The organism is Mangrovibrevibacter kandeliae, assembly GCF_024519155.1.
GTDB lineage: Bacteria > Pseudomonadota > Alphaproteobacteria > Rhizobiales > Rhizobiaceae > Mangrovibrevibacter > Mangrovibrevibacter kandeliae.
Genome location: NZ_JANIFJ010000007.1, coordinates 133078 through 151917, shown reverse-complemented (window position 1 = coordinate 151917; position 18840 = coordinate 133078). Strand labels below are relative to the sequence as shown.

Sequence of the window (18840 nt, the reverse complement as noted above, 5' to 3'; positions counted from 1 at the left end):
AGAATAGGGTAGATTCCCACGCGTTACTCACCCGTCTGCCGCTCCCCTTGCGGGGCGCTCGACTTGCATGTGTTAAGCCTGCCGCCAGCGTTCGTTCTGAGCCAGGATCAAACTCTCAGGTTTGAAAGAGTTGAACCCCAGCCGTCACACTGTCTCAAAGCAATAGACGAGAACTTGCCGATCCGACCTCACAGCCGAAACGACCAAACCGCCACCAGCCATTCCCCATCGCCCCGAAGGACGACGGACAACACCGGCAGCGGCGTTCTCATGCCGAAACGTGTCACGACAAGGATCGTGCCTCTTAAGTCTCCCGCGTCCCCTCCAAACCCACAGCCGCGCCGCCGTCTCCGACACCCGCAAACCAGAGCCCGAAAGGCCCGCAGAAGGAGGCCAATCCGCCGCCCACGCTTCTCTTTCTTCTCTCATAACCAACTTGTCAAAAAACCCGAGAACCAGTCAAAACCGTCCTCGTCAGGCTCATGGCATCTCTGCTGCGAGCCCTCGACAAAGCCACCGCAATGGCGAACCCTTATCGAAAACCAGACGACGAGCGAACCCCACAAGGCCATCCGGCCGTGCCGTTGGGCGCCCCGTCGTTGGTGGAGCGTGATATAGGGGACGGGGCTCGAGCCTGTCAACGCCCGTTTCGCAAAAACTTCAAAAACTGGCGTTCACCCGCCGCACGCCGGGCACGGAGTCGATCGGCGCGGCGGATCGGCCTCGTCGCCGGGCACCGTGACGCGGTGGGGGCGGCTCGCTCCGGCGAAGCCTGTGCGTCGGCTGGCGACGCAGCCGCGATCCATTGACAGGCAGGCATAGCGCCTCCTTAAGTCGCGGCAGGGCGGCCTCGGCTCCGACCCTTCGGCCGGCGGCCGGTCGCGATTTCGCCACCTTGATCTTCGATGGCGGTCGCAGCGCGCAAGGATGACGATGACCGACGAGCCCACCGCGAGACCTGACCTCGGGAACGAGCCGCCGCTGATCGCCGATCAGCGCCGCCGCCCCGACCGTCGCCAGGTGTCCGCGCGCTGGCTCGCCGGCACGCTCCTCACCGGCCTCACCTCGACCGCGCTGATGGGGATCGCCCTGTCGGCCGCGCTCGACGGTCGCCAGGTGATGGCGCGCCCGGCGGCGACCGCGCCCGGCGCCGCGCTCGCCACCGAGAGCCTGGAAAAGGGCGAGCGGGTCTTTGCCGCCGCGGTGCCGGTGACCCGCAGCCGCCGCACCCTCGAGGTCTCGACCATGATCCGGGACGGCGACCGAGAGCTGATCCGCACCGTGCCGCTCGCCCTCGTCAACATGTCGCTCGCGTCCCGCCACCCGAGCGCGGCCGACTACCCGGCCTTCGACGCCCTGAAGATCTTCGCCGAGCCGGACGACGAGGAAGCGGGCGACGCACCCGAAACCGGCCAGATCTACGGTGCGAAGGTGGAGACGGACGTCAGCCTCAAGGTCGAGCCCTTCGACTTCTCCGCTCCCGCCTTCGACGCGGGCACCGATCTCAGCGCCGCGGACGCCGAGAGCCTGGTGCGCTCGGTGTCCTCCAGCCTTCCCGAGGAGAAGCCGGTCCGCCTCGCGGCCCTGCGCCCGCTCGACACCTATCGCTTCAGCTTCGGCGGCGACGCCGCCGACTACGAACCGGGCTCGGCCTTCCGCGTGGTCGAGGAGAACGTTTCGGTCGCGATCCCCGATCCGGTCGGCGCCGAGGACAGCGCCCGCTATTTCGAGCTGATCATTCCCTTCCGCGAGACCGAGGAGATCGCCGAGGCACTGGCCGAGAGCGGACACGACGACCTGTCGGCGGCGCGCGCGGCGGCCCGGCTGTCCGACCTTCTGTCGACGAAGGTGCTGAGCGCGGGCAACGTGCTGCGGGTCGGGATCGAGACGCGCAGCGACGGCGAACACATCGTGCGCATCTCGGTCTACCGCGGCGAGACGCATCTCCTGACGGTCGCCGAGAGCGAGGCCGGCAGCTTCGAGCCCGCCGCGGCGCCCCCGCCGAGCCAGGCGGTCGCCGAAGCCTTCGACGAAGACGCGACCGAGGGGCCGCAGCGCACCGAAATGCCGACGGTCTACGACGCGATCTATCAGGCCGCGCTCGCCTACGGGCTGAACGACCGTCTCTGCCAGCAGCTGCTGCGCATCCTCGCCTCGGACGTCGACTACCAGGCGCGCCTCAACCCGAACGACCGGCTCACCGTGCTGTACTCGCTGGACGAAGGCGAGGACGCGGCGAGCGACAGCTCCGAAATTCTGTATGTCGAGGCGAGGTTCGCCGATCAGCCGAAGCGCTTCTACCGCTTCCGCACCCCCGACGACGATCACGTGGACTACTACGACACCGACGGTCGCAGCGCCCGCCAGTTCCTGATCCGCAATCCCGTCCCGAACGCGAGGCTGAGCTCGCCCTTCTCGACGGGCCGCAAGCACCCGGTCCTCGGCTACGTGCGGCCGCACTGGGGGGTCGACTGGGCCGCGCCCTCCGGCACGCCCATCCTCGCCGCCGGTTCCGGCGTCGTGGAGCAGGCCGGCTGGACCAGCGGCTACGGCCGCCAGACCGTGATCCAGCACGCCAACGGCTACGAGACCTCCTACTCGCACCAGAGCGGCATCGCCAAGGGGATCAAGCCGGGGGCGCATGTCCGCCAGGGCCAGATCATCGGGTATGTCGGCTCGACGGGCCTCTCGACCGGCAACCACCTGCACTACGAGGTGCACGTCAACGGCACGCATGTCGATCCGATGCGCATCCGTCTGCCGTCCGGACGCACCCTGCAGGGCGACGTCCTGGAGGCCTTTAAGCGCGAGCGCGATCGCATCGACAAGCTGCTCGAGCAGCAGGACGTGCCGGCCCGCGTCGCCGATCGGCAGTAGGGGGCAGGGAGCCGGAGCGCAGGGTGCGAAGCCCGCCTGCGACGGTCGCTTGTCCACAGCTCGTCCACAGCCGATGCACAGGCTGTATGCCACCTGAGACCTCGTGCCGACCCTACTTGCAGTAGGTCGCGCCGTTGCGGCGCGCCGCCATGTCGAGATGGAGATGGGTGGTGTGGTCGGAGTCGGTTCCGGGCCCGAGCACGGTCTTGAACGGTCCGCAGGCGGCATCGCGGACCCGCCGCTGAAAGGTCTGCTCCGGCGAGCCTTCGGCCTGGAACTGAACGGAGACGCGGTGGCCGTCGGACAGCGTGAAATCGCCGATGTCGAGCGCGCTGCCCCGAGCGTGCTCCGAGATCTTGGTCTCGGACGAGCGAGCGCGGCAGACATAGGAGGAGCCGACGTCGACCGTCTTCACGCCAGCCCCGTTGAAGCCCTCCCGCGCCGCGGGGATCACCGCCTCTGTCACCCAGTGGTCGAGCGCCAGCGCCGTCTGGCAGAGGATCTGGGTCTTCGAGCCGACGGTCACGCCGCTCGACAGGGTCTCGACCGTGATCGGACGCAGGACGCCGCACCGGCCCTCGCTGACGCTCTCGCCCACGGTGAAGCGGACCCCGCGGGACGTGAGCTCCGCCTCGCACGCCTTGGCGGCCTCGACCGCCGCCGCTGCGAGCGTCGCCGTCTCCGGATCGATCTCTGGCACCGCCGCGCGCAGATCCTGAGGGGTCGGCTTGACGGTAGAGGCGTCCTTCGATCCTGCGGGCGGAGCGGTCGCCGGCTGAACCGGATCCGGCTGCGGCGAGGCCTTCGCGCGGGTATCAGGCGCGGGTGCGGGCACCGGCACCGGCACGTCGGCGGGCGCTACCGGATCGTGCTCCGGCTGGCTGGCCGGCGTCGCCCCGCCGGCTTCCAACGCGCCGCTCCCCGATCCCGCGGCTTCGGATCGGGGTCCCGGCTTCTTCGGCTGCCCGGAGGCTCTCGACGGCGGCGCCTCTCTCTCCAACGGAGCGGCATGCGCTGGCTCCGGACGCTGCGTCGGGACCGGCTGCGCGAGCGCCCCGGCGCAGCCCGCGGCGCAGACCGCGCCGCAGACCAGTGTGCCACGCAGCGCCCCGGCGATGGTCATTCCTTGAACTCCACCACCGTCTTCTTCGGCTCGACCAGGCCGGCGAGGATCTGGGCGTCCCAGTTGGTGAGGCGCACACAGCCGTGGCTTCCGGACTTGTCGATCAGATCCGGCTCCGGGGTCCCGTGGATCCCATAGGTCGGCTTCGACAGGTCGATCCACATCGCTCCGACCGGGCCGTTCGGCCCCGGAGGCAGGCGCAGCGGCTTGTCGTTCTTGCCCTGCTTGAAGTTCTTGCCGGGGTCGTAGGCGTAATCCGGATCTGGCGCGATCGCCTCGACGGTCACCGTGCCGGAGGGCGAGGGATTTTCGGGCGAGCCGATCGTGGCGGGATAGACCAGCGCCAGATGCCCGTCGGCGGTGTAGCCGGAAAGCTCGCCGGCCGACTTGTCGACTTCGATGCGCTTGATCTTGACGGCAGGCGCGCCGCCCGGCGCCGCGACGAGGATCTGCGTCCCCGCCTTCTTGAAGTCGGCCCCCGCATTCAGGCGCTCGAGCAACTGCTCATCCATGTGAAACCGCTCGGCGAGCATCTCGGAGGGGCCGCGGTAGCCGAGCCAATCGAGCTTGGCGAGTTCGGCGTAATCGGACGGCAGGTGCTCGACGTAGCGGCCGTCCACATCCTTCTGCGTGATCGTGTAGGTCGTCACGGCCGGCTCGGCATCGACCGACAGGACGTCCCAGGTCTCTTCGCCGACCTTTCCGTCGGCCGGCAGGTCGTGCATCGCCTGAAAGGCGCGGATCGCCTTCTGCGTGTTGTTGCCCATCAGCCCGTCGATGGAGCCCGGCGAGGCGTTCTGCCGATCGAGCAGCACCTGCAGCCGGATCAGAAACGGGTCCGGCTGGTCCGCCGGCTTCTCGGCCTGCACGTCGCCGGCACCGGCCGGCTGCCCCTCCCCGGACGCGCCCGTGTCGCCCGCCGGCTCGGCCGACGGGTTCTGCAGCGCGGCCTCGTCGGGCAGATCGGTGCTCTCGTCAGGCACCTGAGGCACCTCGGTCAGCTGGGCCGGCGTCTCGCCGGGTGCGGTCCCGACCGACGGATTGGCGGGGAAGGCTTCGGGCGCCGCTTCCGCCGGGACGGGCTCGGGCGGCACCGGCGGCGGCGGGCTGTCCGCCTCCGGCTCGACCGCGTCGGGAGCCGAAGCCGTCGCTTCCGCGCTGCTGCCGGCCGGCTGGGCCGCCTCCTGCGCCTGCGTCTCGGCAGCCGCCTTCTTGCGGGCCTGCCAATCGACGAGCGTGGCGCCGTTGATGGCGTCGGCATCGAGCGCCGGAGGCGCAGCGAGCGCCGTAGAAGCGAGGAACACTCCGGTCAGGACCGGCAACACGGCGAACAGACGCATCGGCGAGCAATCTCCCATCAGACGCCGCCTCAATGCGTCAGACCGGTGAAAGGCTCCGCAGCGGCGCGCTCCACCGATGCCGCAGCGTCCGTCGCATCCCCTGTCGCCGTGGCAGGACGGGTCAGTCGATGAACTCGACCGTCACCCCCGGCTTCACCAGCTTGGCGAGTTCCTGCGCATCGAAATTGGTGAGCCGCACGCAGCCATGGCTGTTGGTCTTGCCGATCTTGGAGGGTTCCGGCGTGCCGTGAATGCCGTAGGTCGGCTTCGACAGCGCGATCCAGACCGATCCGACCGGTCCATTCGGGCCGGGCGGAATCGTCAGGACGCCGTCGTTGGAGCCCTGCTTGAAGTTGATCTTCGGATTGTAGGTGTAGTTGGGGTTCAGGGCGACGCGGCTCACCTCGACGGTGCCGGACGGCGATGGCGTGTCCGACGAGCCGATGGTCGAGGGATAGGCGGCGACGAGCGTCCCGGCCGCATCATAGGCGCGGACCTGTTCGCGGCCTTTGTCGGCGATGATCCGGGTCACCGGTTCGGTGACGTTCGCGCCGACGTTCATCACCTTGATGATCGTGCCCGGCCGGTTGAAGTCGGCGCCGGGATTGATCTCCTTCAGATAGTCCTCGTCCATGTGGAAGCGCTCGGCCAGCATCTCGCTCGGCCGAGTGTAGGACATGGCCGGGAGCTTGGCCTTCTGCCCGTAGTCTTCCGGAATCGACGCGAGATACGGTCCGGCGACATCCTCGGCGGTGAGGGTGTAGGAGCTGACGGCCGGACCGCCGGTCTGATCGAGTTCCTCGGCGAGCGCCTTCGGATCCCGCGGATCGATGGTGCGGCCGAACTTCTCCTGGAAGGCCGCCATCGCCTTGTTGACGTTCCCGCCCATGCGCCCGTCGATGACGCCCGGCGACATGCCCTCGCGATCCAGGATCACCTGCAACGCCGCCACCTGCGCCTTGGCCCCCTTGCCCTTGGGGCCTTCCACAGTCGGCGCCGGATTGGGTTCGGCGGCATTGCGCTCCGGTTGCGATCCGGCGCGCGGCTCCACGATCGACTCGCCCGGCGGCGGCAGATTCCAGTCGTCCTGCGGCAGTGCCGCCTCGCGCTCGCTCTGGCCCGTCGGCGATCCGCTGCGATAGGGATCGGCCGACATCGGCCGGCCGTCCGGGCCGATCGGCAGGTAGCGGTCATTCGCCGGAACGTTCTGCACCCGCCCCTCGAGGACCGCGCCGGGCGGCGGCGTTCCGCGAACGATGGCCCGCTCGTCGAAGCGCTGACGTCGCTCGCGCCGCGTGGCAGGTTCCACCGCAATGACCCGCCCGCGGCCGTCCACCGTGATGCGCCGACCGAGATCGTCGACGAAGGTGCGGTAGCTGCGCGGCGAATAGTTGTCGTAGTCGTCGTCGTCGCCGAAGAGCTGCGCCAGGCGCACATCGCCCGCCGATGCGCGCGAGCCCGTCTCGGCCGCCCGAACCGGAGTGACGGCCCAAACGGCTGCCGCGACGGCGGCGAAGAACAGGATCTCTCTGGGCTTCATGCGATGTCTCCACGCGAGGCGCGACCCTGCGACTGGCGGCGAGCCCGAATCGCGGATCGAATGTCGGCTGGTCCGGATCTTAGGAAGTGACGACTGAACCGGACATGAAGATGACGAACGGAGCGGCAGCACGAGCAATCCGCCGCGACGGATCCCCTATGTAGCCAGGCAAGCAAGCGCTTCAAGCGACGACGCATCCTGTAGCACGCTGCAAGCGGCGGATGCCGTCCGCCTTGAAGAAGGGCAGCGCGGTCGACAGGGTCGGCCCGCCACGGTTCAGTGAGTATATCGGATGCTTCGTGCAGGACGAGCAGGCCGCTCACTGTGGAACGGGCCCTCGGACTCCACGTTCCGCTATAGAACCAACGAAACGGAGGCACGTCATGTCCGACGTTACAGTGACATCCGACAGCATCGAGGCCAGCCGGGTCAACGGCACGGCCGTCTATAACACCGAGGGCGAGCATCTCGGCCAGATCGACGACGTCGTGATCGGCAAGCGCGACGGCCGCGTCCGCTATGCGATCATGTCCTTCGGCGGCTTTCTCGGCATCGGCGAGGACTACCACCCGCTGCCCTGGGAGGTCCTGAAGTATGACGAGCGTCAGGGCGGATACGTCGTCGGCATCACCCGGGAGTCGCTGGAAGGGGCACCGCGCTACGCCCGCTCGACCACTCCGTGGGGTGATCCGGCCTACGGCCGCAGCGTCGACGACTACTACGGCGTGCCCGGCACCTACGTCTGAACGACGTCGAGCAGTCGAAGCGAATGAAGCGGCGGCCGGCGTTCCGGCCGCCTTTCTTGCGTCAAGTCACGGCGTCGGCGCATGCTCAGGCAGCACCCCTTGCGCTCTCAGCGCCTGCCAGAAGGCCTCCGGCACGGGCGTGCGGACCAGTTCCATGTTGTCTCGGGCCCGTTCTGCGCTCTTGGTGCCGGGGATCACCGCGCTGACGGCGGGGTGGGCGGCGCAGAACTGCAGCGCGGCGGCGCGCAAATCGACCCCGTGCTCCACGGCGATCGCCTGCAGCCGTCGGCGAGCCTCGACCTTTTCGTCCGGCGCCTCGGCGTAGTCGAAGGTGGTGCCGCCGGCGAGGAGGCCGGAATTGAACGGCCCGCCGACGACCACGGAGACGCCCCGGTCGAGACACGCCGGGAACAGGTCGTCGAGCCCGCCGAGATCGAGCAGCGAGTAGCGACCGGCCAGGAGGAAAACGTCCGGATCCGCCTGCTCCAAGGCCCTGAGGCAGGGCTCGACCAAGTTGACGCCGAGGCCCCAGGCCTTGATCACGCCCTCCTCCCGCAGCCGGGTCAACGCCTTCGCACCCTCCATCGCGATCGCGAACTGATCCGTCCAGGCATCGCCATGGTGGTCGGCCGCGATGTCGTGGATATAGACGATGTCGATCTGCGAGAGGCCAAGCCGCTGGTAGCTGTCCTCGATCGAACGCAGCACGCCGTCCCCAGAATAGTCGTAACAGCCCTCGAAGGGCAGCGGGTTCTTGAAGATGCTCTCCGGCGGCGTCCTCACCGGTTCGAGCAGCCGTCCGACCTTGGTCGAGAGCACGAAGTCGTCCCGCGGCTTGGTACGCAGCATCTCGCCGAAGCGGTGCTCCGACAGCCCGCTGCCGTAGTGCGGCGCGGTGTCGAAGTAGCGGTAGCCCGCATCCCACGCCGCCTCCAGTGTTGCATGCGCCTGATCGTCACTGATCGCCTGGAACATGTTGCCGAGCGGTGCGCCGCCGAAGCCGAGCGGGCCGGGCGGACGAAAATGCTGGCCGGATGCCATGGCTGTCTCCTGATCGATGGTCGCTATCGAGCGCGCACCCCATGCCGGCATGCGCTGTCTGTCCCGGCACATGTCGCACAAGGCCAAAACGAAAAGGGCGAGCCGACAGCCCGCCCCTCGCCCACCATGGATCGACGGGGTTAAGCCGCGACGCGATCCCCCTCGGCGCCGGCCTTGGAGCCGACGACGTAGAAGATCAGCCGGTCGCTGCCGCCGGAGATCTTCACCGTCGATTCGTCCCTGACCTCGCCCATCAGGATCTTCTCGGCGAGCGGGTCCTGCACCTCGCGCTGAATGACGCGCTTCAGGGGCCGCGCGCCATAGGCGGGGTCGTAGCCCTTTTCGGCCAGCCATTCCCGGCCGGAGCCGTCCAGCTCCAGATGGATCTTGCGATCGGCGAGCAGCTTTTCGAGCCGCTGCATCTGGATGTCGACGATCGCGCCCATCTCGGAGCGGTGCAGCCGGTGGAACAGGATCACCTCGTCGACGCGGTTGAGGAACTCCGGCCGGAACGAGGCCCGCACCACGTCCATCACCTGGGACCGCGCGACCTCGGCGTCCTCGTCGTCCCGAAGCGCCGTCAGGAACTCCGAGCCGAGGTTCGAGGTCATGATGATCAGCGTGTTGCGGAAATCGACCGTGCGCCCCTGCCCGTCCGTCAGCCGCCCGTCGTCGAGCACCTGCAGGAGGACGTTGAAGACGTCCGGATGCGCCTTCTCGATCTCGTCGAACAGGATCACCTGGTAGGGCCGGCGACGGACCGCTTCGGTCAGCGCGCCGCCCTCCTCGTAGCCGACATAGCCCGGAGGCGCCCCGATCAGCCGCGCGACGGAGTGCTTCTCCATGTATTCCGACATGTCGAGCCGCACCATCGCCGCCTCGTCGTCGAAGAGGAAGCTCGCAAGCGCCTTGGTCAGCTCGGTCTTGCCGACGCCCGTCGGCCCGAGGAAGATGAACGAGCCGATCGGCCGGTTCGGATCCTGCAGGCCGGCGCGGGCGCGCCTGACCGCCTTCGACACCGCCTGCACCGCTTCGCCCTGGCCGACGACGCGCCTGGCGAGCGAGTCCTCCATCCGGAGCAGCTTGTCACGCTCGCCTTCGAGCATCCGGTCGACGGGGATCCCGGTCCAGCGTGAGACCACCTGCGCGACGTGGTCGGCCGTAACAGTCTCCTCGACCATCGCCGAGGATTTCGCGCCGTCGTTCGCCTCGGCCTCCTTCAGCTCGCGCTCGAGCTGCGGGATGACGCCATAGGCGAGCTCGCCCGCCTTCTGGAACTCGCCCTTGCGCTGCGCGATGGCGAGATCGTTACGGGCCTCGTCGAGCCGGCGCTTCAGGTCGGCGGCAAGGCCGAGCTTGGACTTCTCGGCCTGCCAGGCGGCGGTCAGCAGGTCGGACTCCTCCTCGAGGTCGGCGAGATCGGCCTCGAGCCGCTCCAGCCGGTCGCGCGAGGCGTCGTCGTTCTCCCGCTTCAGCGCCTCGCGCTCGATCTTCAGCTGCATCACGCGCCGGTCGATCTCGTCCAGCGCCTCAGGCTTGGAGTCCACCTGCATGCGCAGGCGCGAGGCGCCCTCGTCGACGAGGTCGATCGCCTTGTCCGGCAGGAAGCGATCGGTGATGTAGCGGTTCGACAGCTGCGCCGCGGCAACGAGGGCGGAGTCCGAGATCCGCACCTGATGGTGCTGCTCGTACTTCTCCTTGAGGCCGCGCAGGATGGAGATCGTGTCCTCCACCGTCGGCTCGTCGACGAAGACGGGCTGGAAGCGCCGGGCGAGCGCGGCGTCCTTCTCGACATGCTTGCGATACTCCTCGAGGGTCGTCGCACCGACGCAGTGAAGCTCGCCGCGCGCCAAGGCCGGCTTCAGGAGGTTGGAGGCGTCCATCGCGCCGTCCGCACGGCCCGCGCCGACCAGGGTGTGCATCTCGTCGATGAAGAGGATGATGCCGCCGGCCGCCGCTGTCACCTCGGCGAGCACCGCCTTCAGACGCTCCTCGAACTCGCCGCGATACTTCGCGCCGGCGATCAGCGCGCCCATGTCGAGCGCCATCAGCTGCTTGTCGCGCAGGGATTCCGGCACGTCGCCGTTGACGATGCGCAGCGCCAGCCCTTCCGCGATGGCGGTCTTGCCGACGCCGGGCTCGCCGATCAGCACCGGGTTGTTCTTGGTCCGGCGCGACAGCACCTGGATCGTGCGGCGGATCTCGTCGTCGCGGCCGATCACCGGGTCGAGCTTGCCTTCGCGCGCGTCCTTGGTCAGGTCGCGGGCATACTTCTTCAGCGCGTCATAGGCCTGCTCGGCAGAGGCGCTGTCGGCCGTACGGCCCTTGCGGATGTCGTTGATCGCCTGGTTCAGGCCGTTCGCGGTCACGCCGGCCTTGGCGAGGATGTCGGCCGTCTTCGCCGACTTCTCGATGGCGAGCGCGAGCAGCAGCCGCTCGACGGAGACGAAGCTGTCGCCGGCCTTCCTGGAGAGATCCTCGGCGGTGGCGAACACTTTCGCCAGTGGCTGCGTCAGATAGAGCTGGCCTTCGCCGCCCGACACCTTGGGCAGCGCACCGAGAGCGGCGTCGACGGCGGTGCGCACGTCCTGCGCGCGGCCGCCGGCCCGCTCGATCAAGCCGGCCGCCAGACCCTCCGGGTCGTCGACCAGAACCTTCAGGAGATGCTCGGGCGTGAACTGCTGGTGGCCGCGCGACAGCGCCCCGGTCTGGGCCGCCTGGATGAAGCCGCGAACCCGCTCGGTGTACTTCTCGATATCCATTGTCTACCTCCTGGCTGCGGCCACCCTCGCACGAGGCGTGAACCGCGGGGTTGGAGATCGGCTCCCGTCCGGCGAGCCGCTCAGACGTCGATATGGATATCGTCGGCCGCGGGATGAAGAGGCGGCGACACGCGCCCCACGCATTTCTCGTCCACGCTTGAGGACCGACAAACGAAAAGGGCCCCGGCTCGCGCCGAGGCCCTGATGCTTGTCGTCGGTCGGGGATCAGCCGTTGGAGGCCATCAGGAAGGCTGGCAGGTGCTCCTCCCCGCCCTCGCCCGCGGCAGCCTCGTCTTCCGGCTTCTTCTTGCGCGGCCGGCCGCGGCGCTTGGGCTGCGCCTCGCCGTCGGCGGACGTCTCGGGCGCCGCCTCGGCAGGCTCGGCAGGCTCGGCAGGCTTGGCGACGCGCCGGCGCGGCGCGGGCGCCTCGCGCTCTTCGTCGCGCACCGGGGCCGTCACCTCGGGTTGCTCGGCACTTGCGGCGTCGACGGCCTGAGCCTCCGAGGTCTCCGCCGGTTCGAACCGGTCCGGACGCTCGCGGCGCCGACGGCTCCGACGGCCTTCGCCCTCGCCGCGGCTCTCCACGGCGCCCGTCTCCGGCTGCTCGCCATCGGTCTCGCCGCGATCGTCGCTGCGCGGGCGGTCCTGCCGCATCTCGCGCGGCTGGCGGTCGTCATAGCGCGGCCGGTCCTGCCGGTCGCCCCGATCGAAGCGCTCGCGCCGGCCGCCTTCGCGGCCTTCGCCCCCGTCACGGCCGTCACCATTCGATGGTTGCGGGCCCGAGCCGTTCGCATAGCGGTCGCGGCCGTCCCGGTTATCCCGGTTGTCGCGGCCGTCCCGGTTGTCGCGATACTCGCGACCGTTCCGGTTCTCGCGGTCGTCCCGCCCGTCGCGATAGCCGTCGCGGTTGTCGCGCCCGTTCGGCTGACGCTGCTGGTCGCCGTAGAAGGGCTGGCCGTCGCCGGCCTGCATCTCGTCGTCCTCGTCGCCGTCCATGTCACGCTCGTCGCGCTGCTGCTGCGGGAACTGGCCCTGGGCAGCGGCGATCACGCGATTGTAGTGCTCGGCATGCTGGAGATAGTTCTCCGCCATCACCCGGTCGCCCGAAGCCGACGCGTCCCGCGCCAGCTGCGCGTACTTGTCGGCGATGTGCTGGGCGGTGCCCCGGATCTTCACGTCCGGCCCGTTCGACTCGTAGCTCCGCGTCAGCGGATTCGGCCCTTTGCGCCCACGACCCCGCATGCGCTGCTTCTGCTGTCCTGGCCTCATAGTCATCCTGTCTTCGAAATCCCGGCGCGCGGCCGGTCGGACACCTCAAAGCGGAGCGCGGACGCTTCGCATGGATTCGGCCGCGCTGGTCGCGCCGCCGCATGGCTGGTTTTCGGTCGATTGTTCCGGCAACGTCTCATCGCCGGTGATGGGCGGCTCTTCGAGCCGACCCGCGCATCCCATGCCGCGCTCGCCTGCAGCGCTCCGCGGTCAGAGGGACGTCCCTCTCGATTCTTCCGCAACGTGGCCAGACCCTAGTGAGATACGCGCTCTGGAACAAGTCCTTTCTCGGCTGAAGGTCGTGAAAAGCCGAGGCACCGCACGCCTCAAGCAAGCTTGCCCGACCGCAACCAGAGGGCGCGCACATGCCCTGCAAGGTCGAAGGCGCGGTCTATGATCGCAAATCCCCGTCGATGAAAGATCGCCTCGACGTCCGCGGCCTGTCCCGCACCGATCTCCAGGAGGACGCTGCCCGCCGGGTTCAAGACCCTCGGCGCATCGGCAGCGATGGCACGGTAGGCATCGAGGCCGTCCGCGCCGCCATCCAGCGCGAGCCGAGGGTCGTGAGCCCGAACCTCCGGCGCGAGGCGCTCGATCGCCTCTGTCTCGATATATGGGGGGTTCGACACCACCAGATCAAGGCGCGCGCCGATCATCGACGCGTAATCGCCGACGACGGCATGGAAGCGCGCGGCAACGCCTGCCGCCTCCGCATTCTGCCGTGCCGTGACGACGGCCCCGATGGCGAGATCGACCGCCACCGCCTCGGCCTCGGGGAACAGCGCCAGCAGCGACACCGCGATGGCGCCGGTGCCTGTGCCGAGATCGACGAAGCGGCAGCGGCCGGTGGCGGCGAGGGTCTCCGCCATGGGGCGGCGCGCCAGCTCGACCAGCGCCTCGGTGTCCGGCCGCGGCTCCAGCGTCTCCGGCGACAGCTGGAAATCGTGGTCGTAGAAGGCGCGCCGGCCGAGGATCCTGTGCACCGGCTCGCCGCCGGCCCGCCGCGCCACCAGGGCGTCGGCGCGGGCGGCGTGCGCGGTCGATACGCCGTCCTGCGCCTTCAGGATGAAGTCGCTGCGTTGGAGCCCCAGCGCCGCGGCGAGAAGCAGCCGCGCGTCGAGGTCGGCCGTGGGCGAGCCCGCCGCCTCCAGCCGCCGCCGTGCGGCGGCCAGCAGGGCCGCCAGCGTCACGGGCTCGGACGCCGTCACGCTTCAGGCGTCCGAGCCGACCGCCGCCAGCTGCGCGGCCTGATGGTCGGACACGAGGGCGTCGACCAGCTCGTCGAGCTCACCCTCGATCACCCGGTCGAGCTTGTAGAGCGTCAGGTTGATGCGGTGATCGGTCACGCGCCCCTGCGGGAAGTTGTAGGTCCGGATGCGCTCCGAGCGGTCGCCGGACCCGACCTGCACCCGCCGCGCCTCGGACCGCTCGCTGTCGGCGCGCGAGCGCTCGGCGTCGAGGAGCCGCGCACGCAGCACCTGCATGGCGCGGGCGCGGTTCTGGTGCTGCGACTTTTCCGACGAGGTCACGACGATGCCGGTCGGCAAATGCGTGATCCGGACTGCGGAGTCGGTGGTGTTGACGTGCTGGCCACCGGCACCGGAGGAGCGCATGGTGTCGATGCGGATGTCCTCGGAGCGGATCTCGATGTCGATTTCCTCGGCCTCGGGCAGCACCGCCACCGTTGCGGCCGAGGTGTGGATGCGCCCGCCGGCCTCGGTCTCCGGCACGCGCTGCACCCGGTGCACGCCGCTCTCGAACTTCAGCCGCGAGAACACGCCCTTGCCGCGCACGTTCGCGATCACCTCCTTGTAGCCGCCGGCGTCGCCCTCGCTCGCCGAGAGGACCTCGACCTTCCAGCCCCGCAGCTCGGCGTAGCGCGAATACATGCGAAAGAGATCGCCGGCAAAGAGCGCTGCTTCCGAGCCGCCGGTGCCGGCGCGGATCTCCAGGATCGCGTCCTTCTCGTCGGCGGCATCCTTGGGCAGAAGCAGAAGCTGGATCTCGCCGCCCAGCGCCTCGAGCCGACCCTCCGCCTCGGCGAGCTCGGCATGGGCGAGTTCGCGCATCTCCTTCTCGGACTTCGGGTCGGCGGCGAGCGCCTTCAGCTCGCGAACCTCGCGCTCGCCGTCGCGATAGGCGTGGATCGCACGCACCACGTCCTCGAGCTCGGAATACTCGCTGGCGAGCTTGGCGAAGCTGTCGCGATCGCCGCCCCTCGCCATCTCGTTCTCGAGATAGGCGAAGCGCTTGACGATGTCGTCCATGGTGGCGAGAGGCAGAACTGCCATGGCTCTTCCGGCTGCAGTCTCGGGGGCGCCGCCGGCCCGACCGGGAATCGGCGCGCTGATGTCGACCCTCGATAGGGCCAACCGTCCTAATAGGGAATGGCGTGCGCCTCGGCAAAGCCCTGCAGCAGCTCGCGCATCGTCTGGCTGCGATGACGGCTGGCGATGTGCTGATCCATCGCCTGGGCGAGCTTGCCGGCATCGAGCGCCACCAGCATCGCCTTCACCGGGCCGATGGCCGAGGGCGTCATCGAGATCGAGCGGAAGCCGAGGCCGAGCAGCGCCATCGCAGTGAGCGGCTTGCCCGCCATCTCGCCGCACAGGGTGACCGGCACCGAGTGCCGCTCGCCCGCCTGCACGATCGATTTCAGCGCCCGCAGGAAGGGCGGCGACAGGTCGTCGAAGCGCGTCGCGATCTGCGTGTTGCCGCGATCCACCGCCGAGAAGAACTGGAAGAGGTCGTTCGAGCCGACCGAGACGAAGTCGACGAGCTCCATCAGCTCGTCGAGCTGGAACAGGAGAGAGGGCACCTCGATCATCACGCCGAGCTTCAGCCGGCGCGGCATGATGTGGCCGAACTTCGTCAGGTGACGGAGCTCCCGTGCGATCAGCTCGCGCGCCCGATGGATCTCCGACAGCTCCGTCACCATCGGGAACATGATCTTCAGCTCGCGCCCGCCCGCCGCCTTCAGAAGCGCCCGCAGCTGGGTGCGCATCAGCGCCGGCCGGTCGAGCGCGATCCGGATCGCCCGGTAGCCGAGCGCCGGGTTCTCCTCCGGCGACTGGTGCAGGTAGGGCAGGAGCTTGTCGCCGCCGACGTCGAGCGTGCGGAAGGTGACGGGCTTGGTCCCGGCCGCATCGAGCACGGCCGAGTACAGATGCTCCTGCTCGCTCACCTTGGGCATCGCCGAAGCGATCATGAACTGCAGTTCGGTGCGGAACAGGCCGATGCCGGCCGCTCCCGCCGCATCGAGCTGCGGAAGGTCGACCATCAGCCCCGCATTCATCAGGAGGTCGACGGCGACCCCGTCCTGCGTCACCGCCGGCGCGTCGCGCAGGAGCCGGTACTGCTCCTGCCGCTTGGCGCGGAAGCGCACCTTCTCGGCGAACACCGTCTGCACGTCGGCGGGCGGGCGCAGGTGCACGCCACCGTCGTCACCGTCGATGATCACCTCGTCGCGGTTCTCCGACATGGAGACCGCGCCCTTCACCTGGCCGACCACCGGCACGCCGAGCGCGCGCGCCACGATGACGACGTGGCTGGTCGGGGCGCCCTCCTCCAGCACCAGGCCGCGGATGCGGTCGCGCCGATAGTCGAGAAGCTCCGCGGCGCCCATCGAGCGGGCGACGATGATGCCGTCCTGCGGCCCATCCTCCATCACCCCGCCTTCGCCGCGGCCCATCAGCTGGCGCAAGAGACGGTGCGCGAGGTCGTCGAAGTCGTGCAGGCGCTCGCGGATGTAGGGGTCGGTCATGTGCATCATGCGCGCGCGCATGTCGCTCTGCACCTTCTCCACCGCTGCCTCGGCCGTCAGGCCGTTGCGGATCGCCTCCTCCAGGCGCCGCACCCAGCCGCGGTCGTGCGCGAACATGCGGTAGGCCTCGAGCACCGCCCGGTGCTCGCCCTCACCGGCGATGTCGCGCCGGGCCAGCATGTCCTCGATGGAAATCCGCAGATAGCCGAGCGAGCGCTCCAGCCGCTCGATCTCCGAGTCGACGTCCTCGTTGAAGAGGTTGGTGACCACGACGCGCGGCTCGTGGAGGATCACGTGGCCGAGGCCGATGCCCTCCGACAGCGCGGTGCCGCGGAACGACACCGGCCGCGTCAGGTCGAGCTGCACGCCCGGCCGCGACAGGCCCTCGAGGCTGCCGGCGGCGATCATCTCGGCGACCACCATCGCGACCGTTTCCAGCGCTTCCAGCTCCTCGTCCCGATAGACGCGCTTGGCCTTGTTCTGGACGTCGAGCACGCCGAGCGTGCGGCCGGCCCGCAGGATCGGCACGCCGAGGAAGGAGTTGAACATCTCCTCCCCGGTCTCCGGCAGGTAGGTGAAGGCCGGGTGCTTCTGCGCCTCGGGCAGGTTCAGCGGGCGCGCGGTCGCCGCGATGGTGCCGACGAGGCCTTCGCCGAGCCGCAGCTGCGCCAGGTGGACGGCACCCGGATTGAGACCTTCGGTCGCATAGAGCTCGAGCACGCCGTCCGAGCGCAGCACGTAGAGCGAGCAGACTTCGGCCACCATGTTCGCGGCGATCTGGCGCACGATCTCGTCCAGCCGCGCCTGCGGCTGGAGCGGTTCGGCCATCAACTCTCGTATCCGCCGCAAGAGAAGGCGCGGGCCGGACGAATCGCTTCTCACCAACGCTCTGATCCACATCGGGCGAACGGCCCGGGGACCGAGGGCCGTTTTAGAAATCGGCAGCGGTCAGATGAACAACCGCCGGTTCAAGCTTTGTCCAGACCATAGACCGAATGCAAGGTCCGAACCGCGAGCTCGGAGAACTCGCCGTCGATCAGGATGGAGATCTTGATCTCGGACGTCGTGATCGCCCGGATGTTGATGCCGCGCCCGGCGAGCGCCTTGAAGGCCGTGGCGGCGACGCCGGTGTGCGAGCGCATGCCGATGCCGATCACCGAGACCTTGGTGAGGCCCGGCTCGCTCTGGATGGCGTCGTAGCGCATCTCGGCCTTGGCCTTCTCCATCACCGCCATCGCCTTCGGCAGGTCGCCGGAGGGCACGGTGAAGGTCATGTCTGTGCGCGTGCCGTCCTCGGAGATGTTCTGGACGATCATGTCGACGTTGACGCCGGCTTCGGCGAGCGGGCCGAAGATGGCCGCCGCGACGCCCGGCTGGTCCTGAACGCGCCGCAGCGAGATCTGCGCCTCGTCCTTGGCATAGGCGATGCCGGTGACGACCTGCTGTTCCACGATGTCCTCCTCGTCGCAAATGAGCGTGCCCGGCGGATTGTCGAAATCGCCCATGCCCGGCGCGTCCGGGTCCTCGAAGGAGGAGCGCACGAAGGTCCGCACCTTGTGCACCATGGCGAGCTCGACCGAGCGGACCTGCAGCACCTTGGCGCCGAGCGAGGCCATCTCGAGCATCTCCTCGAAGGAGATGCGGCTCATCCGGCGCGCCTTCGGCTCGACGCGCGGGTCGGTCGTGTAGACCCCGTCGACGTCGGTGTAGATGTCGCAGCGGTCGGCCTTCAGCGCCGCGGCGATGGCGACGGCGCTGGTGTCCGAGCCGCCGCGGCCGAGCGTGGCGATGCGGCTGTCCGGCGCGATGCCCTGGAAGCCGGCGATCACCGCCACCTGCCCGTCGGCGAAGCGGCGCACCAGTTCGGAGCCGTCGATGTCCTCGATGCGCGCCGCGCCATGCGCGCCGTCGGTCTTGATCGGGATCTGCCAGCCCTGCCAGGAGCGGGCGTTGACGCCCATCGACTGCAGCGTGATCGCCAGAAGCCCGGCCGTCACCTGCTCGCCCGAGGCGACGACGGCGTCGTATTCGCGCGCGTCGTGGATCGGCGAGGCCTCGCGGCACCAGGCGACCAGTTCGTTGGTCTTGCCGGCCATTGCCGAGACGACCACCGCCACCTGGTGGCCCGCGTCGACCTCGCGCTTGACGTGGCGCGCGACGTTCCGGATGCGGGCGATGTCGCCGACGGAGGTGCCGCCGAATTTGAGGACGAGACGCGCCATGGGAAGAGCCGCTTAGAGCCGGGACAAGGGGGAGCGTCCCGGCGGCACGCGGTGCGGGCTGCCGGACGATGAGCGCCGGCTCTAGCGGAATAGCCTCGCGCACGCAAGAATGTGGCGGGCGCCGGACCACGGACGTCCCGCCCCACACCCGAGGGCG

At 69.2% G+C, this 18840-nt stretch carries 12 protein-coding genes and 1 rRNA gene; 2 read left to right on the top strand and 11 right to left on the bottom strand.

The genetic code is table 11. The features are described from left to right. Positions 1-123, bottom strand: a 16S ribosomal RNA gene (locus NPA30_RS17190); the annotation flags it as partial. A gap of 810 nt (positions 124-933) precedes the next feature. Between NPA30_RS17190 and NPA30_RS17185 the strand changes: the two genes are divergently transcribed. Next, on the top strand, positions 934-2877 hold the full coding sequence (locus NPA30_RS17185) for a M23 family metallopeptidase (RefSeq protein WP_256804004.1): 1944 nt from the start codon (positions 934-936) through the stop codon (positions 2875-2877). 112 nt (positions 2878-2989) lie between these two features. Here the strand turns inward: NPA30_RS17185 and NPA30_RS17180 are convergent, their stop codons facing one another. From NPA30_RS17180 to NPA30_RS17170, 3 genes are all read right to left on the bottom strand, one after another. After that, positions 2990-3787: an extensin-like domain-containing protein gene (locus NPA30_RS17180; protein WP_256804003.1), complete on the bottom strand. Its 798-nt coding sequence runs from the start codon at positions 3785-3787 to the stop codon at positions 2990-2992. A 209-nt stretch (positions 3788-3996) separates the two neighbouring features. Then, the gene (locus tag NPA30_RS17175) at positions 3997-5340 is read right to left on the bottom strand and encodes a L,D-transpeptidase family protein (RefSeq protein WP_256804002.1); all 1344 of its coding nucleotides are present in this window, start codon (positions 5338-5340) and stop codon (positions 3997-3999) included. Between the two features lie 121 nt (positions 5341-5461). Next, entirely contained in the window at positions 5462-6880 is a 1419-nt protein-coding gene (locus NPA30_RS17170; RefSeq protein WP_256804001.1) for a L,D-transpeptidase family protein, read from the bottom strand. A gap of 383 nt (positions 6881-7263) precedes the next feature. On the opposite strand from NPA30_RS17170, the gene NPA30_RS17165 reads away from it, so the two are divergent. After that, a complete protein-coding gene (locus NPA30_RS17165; RefSeq protein ID WP_256804000.1) occupies positions 7264-7626 on the top strand; it encodes a PRC-barrel domain-containing protein in 363 nt (120 codons plus the stop codon). A 66-nt stretch (positions 7627-7692) separates the two neighbouring features. Here the strand turns inward: NPA30_RS17165 and NPA30_RS17160 are convergent, their stop codons facing one another. From NPA30_RS17160 to NPA30_RS17130, 7 genes are all read right to left on the bottom strand, one after another. After that, a complete protein-coding gene (locus NPA30_RS17160) occupies positions 7693-8667 on the bottom strand; it encodes an aldo/keto reductase (RefSeq protein ID WP_256803999.1) in 975 nt (324 codons plus the stop codon). Between the two features lie 140 nt (positions 8668-8807). Further along, positions 8808-11429, bottom strand: a complete 2622-nt coding sequence (clpB, locus tag NPA30_RS17155) for an ATP-dependent chaperone ClpB (protein WP_256803998.1) — start codon at positions 11427-11429, stop codon at positions 8808-8810. A gap of 225 nt (positions 11430-11654) precedes the next feature. Further along, positions 11655-12671 carry a DUF4167 domain-containing protein gene (locus NPA30_RS17150; RefSeq protein ID WP_256803997.1) on the bottom strand — a complete coding sequence of 339 codons (1017 nt, stop codon included), beginning with the start codon at positions 12669-12671 and terminating at the stop codon, positions 11655-11657. A gap of 353 nt (positions 12672-13024) precedes the next feature. Beyond that, on the bottom strand, positions 13025-13906 hold the full coding sequence (prmC, locus tag NPA30_RS17145) for a peptide chain release factor N(5)-glutamine methyltransferase (protein ID WP_256803996.1): 882 nt from the start codon (positions 13904-13906) through the stop codon (positions 13025-13027). A 3-nt stretch (positions 13907-13909) separates the two neighbouring features. Continuing rightward, positions 13910-14989, bottom strand: coding sequence for a peptide chain release factor 1 (gene prfA, locus NPA30_RS17140; protein WP_256803995.1), 1080 nt, complete (start codon positions 14987-14989; stop codon positions 13910-13912). Between the two features lie 86 nt (positions 14990-15075). After that, complete coding sequence (gene ptsP, locus NPA30_RS17135; protein ID WP_256804013.1) at positions 15076-17343, bottom strand: phosphoenolpyruvate--protein phosphotransferase; 2268 nt, start codon at positions 17341-17343, stop codon at positions 15076-15078. An 86-nt stretch (positions 17344-17429) separates the two neighbouring features. After that, positions 17430-18683, bottom strand: a complete 1254-nt coding sequence (locus NPA30_RS17130; protein ID WP_256803994.1) for an aspartate kinase — start codon at positions 18681-18683, stop codon at positions 17430-17432. Between the last annotated feature and the right edge of the window lie 157 nt (positions 18684-18840).

Excerpts from the sequence above, each read along its gene's own strand:
- NPA30_RS17170 (WP_256804001.1), bottom strand. The coding sequence starts at position 6,880 with ATGAAGCCCAGAGAGATCCTGTTCTTCGCCGCCGTCGCGGCAGCCGTT.
- NPA30_RS17175 (WP_256804002.1), bottom strand. The coding sequence starts at position 5,340 with ATGCGTCTGTTCGCCGTGTTGCCGGTCCTGACCGGAGTGTTCCTCGCT.
- prfA (WP_256803995.1), bottom strand. The coding sequence starts at position 14,989 with ATGGCAGTTCTGCCTCTCGCCACCATGGACGACATCGTCAAGCGCTTC.
- NPA30_RS17160 (WP_256803999.1), bottom strand. The coding sequence starts at position 8,667 with ATGGCATCCGGCCAGCATTTTCGTCCGCCCGGCCCGCTCGGCTTCGGC.
- clpB (WP_256803998.1), bottom strand. The coding sequence starts at position 11,429 with ATGGATATCGAGAAGTACACCGAGCGGGTTCGCGGCTTCATCCAGGCG.
- NPA30_RS17165 (WP_256804000.1), top strand. The coding sequence starts at position 7,264 with ATGTCCGACGTTACAGTGACATCCGACAGCATCGAGGCCAGCCGGGTC.
- NPA30_RS17150 (WP_256803997.1), bottom strand. The coding sequence starts at position 12,671 with ATGCGGGGTCGTGGGCGCAAAGGGCCGAATCCGCTGACGCGGAGCTAC.
- NPA30_RS17130 (WP_256803994.1), bottom strand. The coding sequence starts at position 18,683 with ATGGCGCGTCTCGTCCTCAAATTCGGCGGCACCTCCGTCGGCGACATC.
- NPA30_RS17185 (WP_256804004.1), top strand. The coding sequence starts at position 934 with ATGACCGACGAGCCCACCGCGAGACCTGACCTCGGGAACGAGCCGCCG.